We start from the raw sequence: 12,208 nt of genomic DNA, 5'->3' as shown, positions 1-12,208 counted from the left end.
TCACCGGGGCGACGTGCGAAACCATTGCGCGCGGGCCACGCAGCCGTTAGCGCAAGTGCAACTGCCTCATGCCAGCGTCAGGAGAAATGCGCGTTGACCAGCTTGCCTGCCCCCACAACCGATGGCACCGTTCGCCTGACGGATCGCCCCAACTGGCTCTATCTGTTGCGCGAATTCGACGCGCTTTACCGCCTTGGTTCAGCCGGAGGCAGCGCCGCAATCCGTAGTCACCGCAAACGGGTGCGGGATCGCTTGTCAGCCACCATCGCCGCGAACCCCGCGATGCTGGCACCAGAGCCTGCGGAAAAGCCCGTCACGGCCCATTTCGCTCGCGCGCTCGATTTGGGTGAACGGGGCGCAATGCAGGGCATGGCGCGGGCCCTGCGCGAAGTGCGTGACGATCTGAGCTGGGAATACGGCTATGAAAAACTGTCGCGTGCGCTGGCCCAGAAATACGCCTATTGCGAAGTGCTTGGCCCCAAGGGGCCTGTGCAATGTGACACACTGATCCTCGGCTTTGTCCTGTTTGCGCCGAACACGACCTATCCCCAGCACAGCCACACGGATATCGAGGAAAGCTATATTTCGATCTCGGGCGCGTGGTCAGAAAACAATGCGGCCGTCTTTGCGCCCGGGTCGCTGATCCTGAACCGCTCCGGGCACGAACACCGCATCACCACCGGGGATCGCGACCCCTGCCTGCTGGCCTATGCGTGGTGCGGCCCCGAGGCGCGGCTGGCTGCCCCGGATATGAAGCTGACGGCGACGCGCAAGGCGCGCCAACCGTCCTAACTCACCAGCCCGTCGATCTGGAAAACATCCAATTCGCCCTTGCCCTTGGCAGGCAATGCGCCCTTGCTTTGGCCTGTGCATTTGCCCTCAATCCGGGCCCAGATATCCGCACTGGCGTAGACGGTATCGGGGCTGGCCATCGAGGTGATACGCGCGGCGGTGTTGACCGTGTCGCCCCACAGATCGAACAGGTGCTGGTGCTGGCCGATCACCCCGGCCACGACGGGGCCGATGTGAAAGCCGATGCGCACCTGCCAGCCGTTCGTGACGCTGGCCGCCACCCGGCGCATGTCGAGCGCGCAGGCGGCCGTGGCAAGCGCCGCATCGGCATGGGGCAGCAACAGATCGGCCGTCGCCATATAGGCATCGCCCATCGTCTTGATCTTTTCCAACCCGTGGGAAAACGTGATTTCCTCGAAACGCGAAACAAGGTTTTGCAGATGGCGCACGGCCAGTTCGGGCGGGTTCTTGTCGCAATAATCGGTAAAGTTCACCACATCGACCATCATCACCACAACGTCTTCATAGCGGCGGGGTTTGACCTCGTTTGTAGCCTTGAGTTCGCTCACCGCGCGCGCAGGCAGGGTCGCATGTAGCAGATCGTCGGCGCGGCGGCGCTCGGTTTCGATTTGGGCCAGATAGGTCGCCTCCTGATCGCGCAATTGCTTTTGGGCAAGGCAGGCGCCGACCCGCGCGGCAAAGAGAACCCGGTCGAAATCCTTGGGCAGAAAATCCTGCGCGCCCAGTTCGATCCCCTTGACGATGGCCTCCATATCCTCGACCGCCGAGATGACGATGACCGGAATGTCGCGCAAGGCAGGGTCCGCCTTCATCGCCTCAAGCACGGCGTAGCCATCCAGCACGGGCATTTCGATGTCCAGAAGCACCAGATCAAACAGCCCGTCATTGAGCAGCGCCAGCGCCTCTCGCCCATCTTGCGCGGCTTCGGTCAGGTGGCCCAACTGCTTGACAGCCATGGACATTTTCAGTCGGCTGGTCAGGTTATCATCGACCACAAGGATCGACGCCCCTGCGTGGGTCTGATCCATCAACTCGCCCCCGTGACGCGCAGTTTTTGCAAGGCCATGCTGACGCGATTGAAGGTCGTCTCGATTTCGTTCAGCAATTCGTCGCCACCCGTCAGGTCCAGATCGCGGGCCCGCGCTTCCAGTTCGCGGGTCAGCGCGGCCAGCGACTTGGCGCCGAAATCGGTGCTGCTCGATTTCATCGAATGGGCCGCGCGGCGCAACGTGTCGACATCCTCGCCCGCATAGGCTTCGCGCATCTGTGCCATCAGTCTGACCCCTTCCCCGAGAAAGCTGTCGATCAATTCGGTCAACGCCACCTTGTCGCCACCAATCACATCCAAAAGGTTCTTGAGCGCAGCATCATCGAGACAAGGGCTATTGTCACGCGGCACAGCCGTGATCTCGTAGCCTGCCGGTTTGGGCGGCGGTGCCGGGGCAATCGAGGACGCCACGGCCTCAAGCGCGCGCACAAGGGCAGCCACCCGGATCGGTTTGGAGATGTATTGATCCATACCCATCGACAGGTATTTGTCGCGATCCCCGCGCATCGCATTGGCGGTCATGGCGACGATCTTGGGCGCACGGTTGCCCCATTCCTTGTGAATGCGGCGCGTGGCCTCCATCCCGTCCATCTCGGGCATTTCTATATCCATCAGGATCACGTCATAGGCCTGCAGGCGCATCGCCTCAAGTGCCTCGACCCCGTTGGAGGCCACGTCTGACCGGTAGCCGAGGCGTGACAGCAGCATCTGTGCCAGTTTCTGGTTGGTGGGGTGATCATCCACCAGCAATATCCGCAAAGGCAGCCGCTTGGCCATCTCGGTGTCCAGCGTCGTGCGGGCCGCTGCGGTCTCCAAGTCCGGGGCGGTGGTCTGAATGCCGAATTCGGACACCAGAGCATTCAGCAGCGGCGATGGCTTGATCGGTTTCTGCAGTACGCTGGCAAAGCCGATGGCGTCGAATTCGTCCTGACGTCCGGTGACCGCCCGCCCGATGGAGCTGAGCAGGATCAGCGGAACATCTTTGCGGGCCGGGATTTCGCGGATACGCGCCGCCAACGTCAGCCCGTCCTCTTCCGGCATCGACAGATCAAGGATCACCGCATCAAACCGCCCCGCACCGTGCAGCAGGTCCATTGCCTCGCGACCGGTCGTCACGACACTGGGCAGCATGCCCCAGTCGCGGGTCTGCACGTCCAGAATGCGCCGGTTGGTGGCGTTGTCATCGACGATGAGCACATGGCGCCCGGCCAGCCCGGTGCGCGCTTCTTCCTTGGCATTGGGGCTGGGCAGCGCGCCCATCTCGAAATCGATGGCAAAGTGAAAGATCGTGCCCTTGCCCACCGCACTGTCGACCCAGATGCGCCCGCCCATCAACTCGACCAGCCGTTTGGAAATCGCCAGCCCCAACCCGGTACCGCCATAACGGCGCGTGGTCGAGGCATCGACCTGGCTGAACGAACGGAACAGGCTGTCCATCCGGTCCTCGGGGATGCCGATCCCGGAATCGCGCACCGAGAACTGCAGGCGCCGCGTGCCTGCCGCTGCCCCTTTGCCAGTCATCACAACGCTCAGAACCACATCACCCTTCTGGGTGAATTTGATCGCATTGTTGAGCAGGTTCAGCAGAACCTGACGCAGCCGCATCGGATCACCCACGATCATCGCAGGGACATCGGGGCCCATTTCATAGGCCAGATCGAGCCCTTTTTCGGCGGCGATTACGGCCACGAGGTCCACCGACTCTTCCATGCAGGTGCGCAGATCAAATGGCAGCCGCTCAAGTTCCAGCTTGCCACTGTCCACCCGGCTGAAGTCGAGGATATCGTTGATAATGTTCAGCAAATCCTCGGCAGATTTGTTGATGGTTTCGGTGAAGTCGCGCTGTTCGTCATCAAGTTCTGTGTCCAACAACAGGTTCGACATGCCGATGACCCCGTTCATCGGGGTGCGGATTTCATGGCTCATTGTGGCCAAAAAGGTGCTCTTGGCATCGTTCGCGGCCTCGGCCACGTTCTTGGCCTCTTCCAACTCGACGGATAGGCGTTTGAGTTCGGTAAGGTCAGAGTAAATGCCCACCACGCCGCCCACAGCCGTGGGGTATTCGGTGATCTGAATCCAACTGCCATCGCGGCGTTGTTCGAGCAGCGGCTTGCCGGGTGTGCGGTGATGGGCGATGCGCTGTTTGGCCCAGCCTTCGGGGTCTTCGGTCGCTTTGCGCACCTCGCCCGAGCTGGCAATCTGGTCGACCACCTCTTCAAAGGTCATGCCCAGTTTCAGCGTCTCGGACGGGGCGGTGTAGATGTTTTCGCGGTAGGTCGTGTTGCACAGCACCAGCCTGTCCTGCGCATCATAAAGGGCAAAACCCTCGGACATGCTTTCGATGGCGTCGGTCAGTTGTTGGCTTGCCACGGACAACTCGTGGGTGCGCATTTCAACGCGGGCTTCCAATTCGTCATTGGCAGTGCGTAGGCTTTGCTCGTCCGAGGCCTGACGGGCGAGCATTTCGTTATAGGCCATGATCACTTCACCCATCTCGTCGCCGCTGGACCAGTCAACGGGCCTGCGCCCCTTGCCCTGACGCAGCTGATTGATCGAGCCCAGCAAGAGGTCAAGCGGCACGCCGATGGTGCGTCGATTGGCGACCAGCGCACTGATGATGATGGCCCCCATCAGCACGGCGGCAAGACCGGCTGCAAAAATCAGGCGCGTGTTGCGTTCATCGCGCACGCTGGCCGGGGTCAGGGAAATGGCAAGCGTTCCAACCACCTGTTCGGCAGAGGCACTGGCCTGCACGATGTCGCGTTCCCCGAAAAACCGGTTGCCCTCCATCCCCTCGATCTGGCCCTTGTGGGCCAGCAGATCGCCCGCCTCGTCATAGACCGCGACCCCAAGCACGTCATTGTCCACCTCAATGGCCGACACGATCAGCTCGATCTGTTCCTGAGACAGGTTCCACAGCGGGCGGGACAGGACCTGCACCTGCATGGTCAGCAACTGGTCCAGCCGGTTCAGCAATTGCTGGCTGGCGCGCTGGTTGGCGCTGTATTCAAACAGGCCAAACACCACGACAATGGCCGACAGGACCAGCGGCACGATATACAGCAGGAACTTGGCACGCAGCGTGCGCAGGCGCGGCCGCGCCCGTGGAGGATCAGTTGACGTAGCTATCGACAATCTCCTGATAGCGGCCCGAGTCGATCAGCGTCTTGAGACCGGCATTGAACTTGTCGCGCAGCTCTTCGGTGCGGAAGGCGGGGCGATAGCCCCAGGGATCGGCAAAACTGGTGGTCTGCACGGGCTTGATCTCGATCTTGCCCTCTTCGGCCACCAGTTTGGTGAGGTATTGCACGATGTTGCGGTCGGCCACGATCACATCCGCCCGGCCCCGGTGCAGCATTTTGACCTGCAGGCTTTGATCGGCGGTTTCGGTGTAATTCGCGCTGCCCTGCAGCGGCGACAGCCAGTCGGAATAGTGTTTGGACGCGTTTTGGAACGCCACCACCCGCAGCCCCTCCAGATCACTCGGATCAGTGACGTCCAGCGCGCGTTCCTCAAGGGTAAAGATCACGTCCTGAAACTGCACCGACACCTCGCCGTAGATGCCGCCATGCGCGGCCAGATCCTCGCCCTGATCCTTTGAGGCCGCATCGACCTTGCCCTGGATAAACTCAAAGGCGATGCGGCGCGCGGGAACGTAAACGGGTTCAAGTTCGATCCCCGACAGCGCCAGCGCCTCGCGGATGATATCAACTTCGATCCCACGCCCGGTGTCGGGAAAGGCATAAGGTGGGATAGAGGCCCCGAATGTCATGGTCAGCGCCTCGGCCCCGACCTCTTGCGTCCAGCTTGCGACCGCGAAAAGGGCTGCTGCCAGCGCGGTGACACTGCGTGTTGCCAAAGTCATCGGGTCACTCCTTTCCAAAAATGTGTGCACAACTTGGTCAGACAGCGCCATGCAGGCGCGTTCACAGATCCGCTACTCAAGATACATGTCGACAAGTTCATCATACCGCCCCGTCTGTTTGAGATGCGCCAGACCGGCGTTGAAATCGTCACGGATCGCGGCATCCCGAAACACCGGGCGCACGCGCAAGGGGGGCTGAAATTCGCTAATCGTCAGTGCTGGCATCGTCTCGGCGTTGTCGCTGGCCCATTGGCGCGCGTGGTAGTTAAAGATCGAGCGATCCGCCACCACCACGTCGACCAGCCCGCTTGCCAGGGCGCGGACCTGTTCGGACTGGTCGGAAGTCTCGGAATAGCGCCCCTCGTCGCGCACCCGCCCCAACCAATTTGGAAAGAACATCCACGCGTTCTGAAAGGCCAGAACTTGCAACCCATCCAGATCCTCGGGTGCCGCAAGCGTCAAATCGCGCTCGGACAGTGAGATAAGTACGTCGTAGAAATCAACCGAGACATCTGCATAGAACGCGTCCGGCCCTTCGAGCGTCTTACCCGGATCCTTGGAGGCCGCATCGACCAGTCCGCGCTTGAACTGCCGCTCGACCCGGGCGGCGGGCACAAAACTGGGCACAAGGGTGTGGCCCCGATGGGCCAGTGCCTCGCGCACGATGTCGACCTCAAGGCCGGTGCCGGTGTCACTGAAGGCGTAAGGCGGCGTGGAATCTCCGAAGGTCATCGTGATCTCGGCCGCCCAGACACCTCCGGCCCCCAGCCAAAGCGCGGCAACCGCCCCGATGAGGGTTCTGCGCGCTATGCCCATCACGCGCCCTCCCCCGACTTCAACCAATCATTCATCTCAGGTCCCATGGTTCGGAATCGTCTCCCATTGCTGGAGCGCATAGGCGCTGACCACGTCTGCTGGCTCATTTTCCGTGGCCACGTTGATCGTGCGTCCGCCACCCGAGGTCGCGGGCATCAGCCGTCCTTCGTTCGGGCCATAGGCCGACTCTACCCAGACATCCGCCTGCGTATACTCATAAAATGTGACACCCGCCGCGTTGCCGCTGTTCATCAGGCCAATCGTCGTGACCACATCCCAGAGCGACGCGCCCCCCTGCGGAACCACAGCCGCATAAGCATTGGCCAGAAAATCCACAACCTGATGGCCCGCGCGCGCCGACGGGTTCAGGCTGTTGCGTATCCATTTGGCGCTGTTGGGATAGGCGTTGGTGACATTCAGTGGAAATTGATAGATTTCAGCCGGTTTGCAGTTGTCATAAACCTCCTGCACGGCAGGCGGATCAAAGAACACGTTCCATTCCGAAAAACCTGGGGCTCCGGGCACAATGCCGCCGTCGATATTGCCCTCCACGCCGTCAAGCACCCCGCCCATCCAGAACATTGATTTGACCTTGTGCCACAGGTTCAACTTGCCTGCCACTTGCGCAAACGGGGTCAACCCGCCCAGGTTCAGCACCACCAACTCGCCGTCGCCGGCCTCCATCATGACGTTGGCCAGCAACTCGTCGCCGTCCGGGATGCATTGGCCCTCAAGGCCTTGGATTTCGGGCAAGGCAGGCAGCGTGTTCAGGATCAGCGGAAACTGCCGGTAGGCCCAGGGAAAGCCGTTGATGGCCCGCGCGGCACTCAGGCCCACGGGCACCTGCCCCTGTCCACACATATTCAGAATGCGCTTGGTGCAATAATAGGCAGGCACACCCAGCGTGTCCCCGTTGATGACCACGACCCCCTTGATGTCAAAGCGCGCCTGAAAGTCAGCCCCGCACAGCAGCGCAATCGAGGCAAATTCGTCCACCGATCCATCATGGGTCACAAGCAATGGGGTTTTGTTCATCTGTGGTCTCCGAAAATTTAAGGACGGCTTATGAACCGATGGAAAACTGGTCACATGTGGGATGAGAGGCCATGAACAGGCGTGGAACGGTCGCAGGCGCCGGGATGTCGACCCAATCGGTCACACCTGCATCCTTGCGCGCGGCCATCACGGCGGCATGCAGCGCGTAAAAGGCCGAGTTGGCCAGGACCAGGCCAAACTCGCTGGCCCCTTTGGAGGCTTTAACGCCGGAATCCGCAGGTGCTGGCCCGGTTTCGTTCATGCCCGTGGCATTTGTGCCTGCGTTATTGACGATGCTGACCCGGAAATCTTCGGGGATCGAGTTGATTGTGGGCGGTTTGTAGGCCCACGTGCCATAGGTCAGCAGCGCACCGGTCTCGAAACCTTCAATGGGAGCTTGATCGGCGGTCTGCCATAGCATCTCTTCGGTGGTGAGATAGCCGAGGCCCTGAATGAATGCGCCCTCGATCTGGCCCACGTCCAAAAGCGGGTTCAGCGACTTGCCGATGTCGCCGCGAATGTCGGCGCGGACAAAGTTCCACTCGCCGGTCAGCACATCGAGTTCGACCTCGGATATGGCTGCGGAATAGAGGTGGTAGAGGAACGGGTTGCCGATGGGGTGGCGACCATCCACTGCCGTATAGTCCGGCACCGCGTAGCGCGCACTGCAGGCCAGGTTGATCCGGTTCTGAAAGGCAAGGCTCACGACCATGTCCCAGCAGTCGGCCCAACGGGTGCGCCAGTTGTTCACCACCGCCTCGACCATGTCCTTGTAGCCCGCCTCGGCCGGGGTGCGATTGTGCTGGATGTCGCGGTAGCTGAACTGTTCGAGATTGCGGCAGAAGTCCTCAAGCCGGGCACGCAGGTCCCGACAAGCCAGCTCCACCGCCCCGCCATTGAGGTCGGAAGCTGTCGAAGCGGCGGTGGGTGAGGCGTCGGCGACCACCTCGGTTGTGGTCGATCCCATCTGGATCTTTTCAAGCGGAATGCCCAGCGTGCGCGCAGCGATCTGGGCCATCTGGGTCTGCAGTCCCTGCCCCAATTCAACCCCGCCGTGGCGCACCAAAACTGATCCGTCATCGGAATAGGCCACCACATAAGCCCCGCCCTGATTGAGCGCCCCACGCGGGCCGGTAAACGCATTGCCATACTTCAGCGGCATCGAGAAAATGCCCCGTTTTTTCCAGCGGTTGGCGGCATTGAAATCGGCCACGGCCTGTACGCGCTGAGCATATTCCGGGTCGCGCACCAGTTCCTGATAGGTCGTGTCGATGTTGAACTTGTCGAGCGGCTGCATATAGGGCGTGAACCCATGCGCCTGTGTGGCAAAATCCAAAAGCAGCATCATTTGCGCCGGGCTTGGGCTGATCACCGCTTCAACGGCGGCGCGAAAGTCCGGCTCGCTGGCGTAAGGAGCATCGCCGATGCTTGCCAGCGCCGCCATCTGTTCTTTTGAAAACACGTCCATCGTCGTCAGTGCAGCAAGCGCCTGCGCGCTCAAAGCAAACGGACCGGCGACATCGCGACCTCGCACATACATGTTCTGCGCGCGCACCGCTTCGACACTCAGCCCTGCATCATGGGCGACGTGGGCGATGATCCCCTCGATGATATTCATGCACTGGATGATGCCGAAACCACGATAGGCGGTGGAAGAAATCTTGTTTGTCCGAAACACGTTACCGGTCGTACGCCATGTGGGGATGTCATAGATGTTCTCGGCCAGAAGCTGGACAAAATCCATGACATTGAACGAGATGTCATAGGTGCAGCCGCCATCGGATTTGAAATCGACCTCCGTGCCCATGATCTTGCCGTTGGGATCAAAGGACACGCGGTAATCCGCATGGAACGGGTGCCGGTTGCCCTGCATAATCATGTTTGTGTTGCGATCAAGGGCGAGGCGCACGGGCCGGTTCAGCGCCGCCGCCGCCACTGCCGCTGCCGTCGAGGTAAAGGCCGTGCGCATCTGCTTGCCGCCAAAGCCGCCGCCCACGCGGGTCAGTTTCACAGCCACCTTGTTGGCCGACACGCCCAGCGCGTGCGCCGCGCCATACTGGTTGTCAGCCAGGTTCTGGGTCGAGGCAAACAGCGTCATCGCCCCGTGTTCGCCGGGAATGGCCAGCGTCGTCTGGGTTTCGAGGTAAAAGTGGTTCTGCGCCCCGGTGCTGTGGCTGCCGGTGATAGTGGTGCACCCCGCAATGGTCTTGTCCGGGCTGTCGAGCCAGTCGCGGTCGCTGCCGGGCCGGGTGATGGACTGGATATGGCTGAGCGTCGGGCTTGTCACGGGGTCGTCGGGGAATGCCTTGTCCTGGGCAATTGCCTCTTCCAGCGACAACACAGGCGCATCGTCCGGCAATTCGACCACGTGGTTGAACCGGATATAGGCCGCCAATTGCCGCGCCGTTTGCGCGTCCTTGGCAAAGACCAGCGCGAGCGGCGCACCGGATGAGGTAAACGCGCCGGGCTGGAACGTCGCCTCTTGCGCCGCGGCCTTTGTCACAGAATTCGGGAGTTCCGTCCCATCGGCGGGCACAAAAATCGGCTCGTCAAAACCCATGCCCGCCCAGTTGCCCACCTTGTTGGGCACATCGTCATAAGTAACCATGCCCAAAAGCTGCTCAAAGCCCTGCGCCTGCATGTCCGCCACCACTTCGGCGGGCGTCGCGCGTTTGCCGTCGGACGTCTGGAAATGAAATCGCCCCAAAGGCGCGCGGGAATAAACATAGGCCCCGTCCCAGGTGGCCTGCGGGGCCTCCAGCGTCTGGGTGTATTCCGCCTCACCGGTGGTCTGCATGAAGGCCGACAGCTTGATCAGCGGCGCCGATAGCGGCAATTCCTCGGGGTAATCATTATAGCTTTGCCGCCCGCCCGACACACCGCGCAGGATCGGGCCTGCCGCACTCTGACTGGCCTCGCTCACCTGTGCCCCGGCCTGATCTGCGATCTCGACAAAGGATTTGAAAAACAACGCCCGCGCCAGCGACTTGCGATAGGCCCAAGGCACCGTTTCGACAGGTGGCAAGTCATTCGGAACCACGCGCTCCAACTCCGCCTCTAGGGCGGCCAGCCCGGCTTGCAAAGCGGTGTCGTCCCAGGCGTGGCAGATGAGTGCCTCTTCGACCGCCTCCATCTGCACGGCCTGAAACGCAGGGTTGCCGCCAAAGCTGCGCACAACGCCGTCCTGCAGCATGGGCTTGAGCCCATTGAAGACCAACGAGGCTTCGCTCACCTGCCCACCGCTCAGCTTGACAGACAACGCGTTGTTGACGATTGCATGAGAGTTGTCGGGGCGCGCGCGCACCTTGTGGCTGGAGAAATACCAGTCCGGCCCAACCCCGGTGGTGGGGGCAAAGCGGGTGTAGACATGGAACGTTTCAGCCTCGGGGTCCTGTTGCGGCAGGTCCAGAACCGGCACCTGCCTGGGTGCGTCCGTCGTGCCCACAGCGTGCACCGTCACCATGCTGCGCAGGGCGGCCAGCAGCACAATGACATCCGAGGCAAAGCCGTAATTCGTTGCCATCGCGATATTGCCGCCGACGGATGCCACGGCCCGCACCTGCAGGTTGGCGACGATGCGCAAGTGGCGCAGCATGCCGACATAGGCGCGCACATGGCCTTCGGGCGCGGCGGCGACCTGCGCTTCCAGCGTGTCGATCAGTTGCGCAAGCGTCACCCCTGCGCCGATATCAAGCAGGTTTGCGCCGTCTGCTTCGGTGCTGAGCGGTGCCACGCCCTGCAGGCTGGCCACGCGCGAAACATCGACATGGTTGGGCGGGCTGATCGCCGCCTCGCCATAGATCGCCACGGTTTTGTAAATCCCGATGCTGGTGTTGCCCAGAACCAGCCGCCGCCCGCCCGGATAAGGCGCAGGCTCCGACAGCAGGCCCAGCAATGTGTCGTGATCCGTGGCGCGCGCATAGCTTTGATAGCCGTTCTCATAGAGCGCGAGGTTCGGGGTCCGCATATAGCCCACGAACTTGCCTGGCGGCGGCAAGGCCCGGTCGCCAAGATCGACGGCAGGTAACCAGCCCTTGGCCACTTCGATCTGCTGGGGCGTGTCAGGGGCGTTGTAGTCATCGGCAAAGGTCTTAAACCCGTCCAGAATGGGGCGATAGCCGGTGCAGCGGCAGATGTGCCCGTCGAAACTCTGCTCGATCTCGGCCTCGCTCAAACCGCCTTGGGCGTTTTGCAGCAGCGTGTACATGTTCATCACGAACCCCGCTGAGCAGAACCCGCATTGTGACCCATTATGCGCGGCCAGCGCGTATTGCACCTTGTCCAGCCCCTCGCGCGTTGATCCGATCCCTTCGGTGGTGGTGATCATCGCCCCGTCCAGAGAGGCCAGCGGGCGCACACAGGAATTGACCGCGCGCTTGACGAAACAGCCCGCCTGCTCGTCCCACGAGGTCTCCATGACCGTACAGGCACCGCACCCGGCCTCACCACAAACGAGCTTGGGCCCCTTGAGACCAACGGCAGGGGAATAGAGGTAATCGATCAGCAGCGCATGGGGTGAAACATCGTCCAGACTGACATGAGCGCCATTCAGAATGAACTGCACAGGCGTGGCCTCAGGCGACGCGGGCGTCGCTGTCTTTTGGTGTACCATTTCTTCCCCCAGAAGCAGT

At 61.6% G+C, this 12,208-nt stretch carries 7 protein-coding genes; 1 reads left to right on the top strand and 6 read right to left on the bottom strand.

All coding sequences use genetic code 11. From position 1 onward, the window contains the following. Positions 1–102: 102 nt before the first annotated feature. Positions 103–792: a dimethylsulfonioproprionate lyase family protein gene (locus Q1A89_RS05705; RefSeq protein ID WP_299726111.1), complete on the top strand. Its 690-nt coding sequence runs from the start codon at positions 103–105 to the stop codon at positions 790–792. Here Q1A89_RS05705 and Q1A89_RS05700 read toward each other — a convergent pair. The 6 genes from Q1A89_RS05700 to Q1A89_RS05675 form a co-directional block, all read right to left on the bottom strand. Beyond that, on the bottom strand, positions 789–1,841 hold the full coding sequence (locus tag Q1A89_RS05700; protein WP_299724794.1) for an adenylate/guanylate cyclase domain-containing protein: 1,053 nt from the start codon (positions 1,839–1,841) through the stop codon (positions 789–791). The two genes, Q1A89_RS05705 and Q1A89_RS05700, sit on opposite strands and share 4 nt — an antisense overlap. Continuing rightward, positions 1,841–4,996: a response regulator gene (locus Q1A89_RS05695; protein WP_299724793.1), complete on the bottom strand. Its 3,156-nt coding sequence runs from the start codon at positions 4,994–4,996 to the stop codon at positions 1,841–1,843. The genes Q1A89_RS05700 and Q1A89_RS05695 overlap by 1 nt, the downstream gene beginning before the upstream one ends. Beyond that, positions 4,974–5,726 carry an ABC transporter substrate-binding protein gene (locus Q1A89_RS05690; protein WP_299724791.1) on the bottom strand — a complete coding sequence of 251 codons (753 nt, stop codon included), beginning with the start codon at positions 5,724–5,726 and terminating at the stop codon, positions 4,974–4,976. The genes Q1A89_RS05695 and Q1A89_RS05690 overlap by 23 nt, the downstream gene beginning before the upstream one ends. Positions 5,727–5,798: 72 nt before the next feature. Continuing rightward, entirely contained in the window at positions 5,799–6,542 is a 744-nt protein-coding gene (locus tag Q1A89_RS05685; RefSeq protein WP_299724789.1) for an ABC transporter substrate-binding protein, read from the bottom strand. A 36-nt stretch (positions 6,543–6,578) separates the two neighbouring features. Then, positions 6,579–7,577: a nucleoside hydrolase gene (locus Q1A89_RS05680; protein ID WP_299724787.1), complete on the bottom strand. Its 999-nt coding sequence runs from the start codon at positions 7,575–7,577 to the stop codon at positions 6,579–6,581. A gap of 28 nt (positions 7,578–7,605) precedes the next feature. Further along, positions 7,606–12,189, bottom strand: coding sequence for a molybdopterin cofactor-binding domain-containing protein (locus Q1A89_RS05675; protein ID WP_299724785.1), 4,584 nt, complete (start codon positions 12,187–12,189; stop codon positions 7,606–7,608). Positions 12,190–12,208: the final 19 nt, after the last annotated feature.

The sequence above is a fragment of the uncultured Tateyamaria sp. genome, from assembly GCF_947503045.1.
Lineage (GTDB): Bacteria > Pseudomonadota > Alphaproteobacteria > Rhodobacterales > Rhodobacteraceae > Tateyamaria.
The sequence above is the reverse complement of the archived record's forward strand: the minus strand, read 5'-3'. Positions and strand labels throughout refer to the sequence as shown.

Coding starts and splice junctions, on each gene's coding strand:
- Q1A89_RS05700 (WP_299724794.1), bottom strand. CDS start 1,841: ATGGATCAGACCCACGCAGGGGCGTCGATCCTTGTGGTCGATGATAAC.
- Q1A89_RS05690 (WP_299724791.1), bottom strand. CDS start 5,726: ATGACTTTGGCAACACGCAGTGTCACCGCGCTGGCAGCAGCCCTTTTC.
- Q1A89_RS05685 (WP_299724789.1), bottom strand. CDS start 6,542: ATGGGCATAGCGCGCAGAACCCTCATCGGGGCGGTTGCCGCGCTTTGG.
- Q1A89_RS05680 (WP_299724787.1), bottom strand. CDS start 7,577: ATGAACAAAACCCCATTGCTTGTGACCCATGATGGATCGGTGGACGAA.
- Q1A89_RS05675 (WP_299724785.1), bottom strand. CDS start 12,189: ATGGTACACCAAAAGACAGCGACGCCCGCGTCGCCTGAGGCCACGCCT.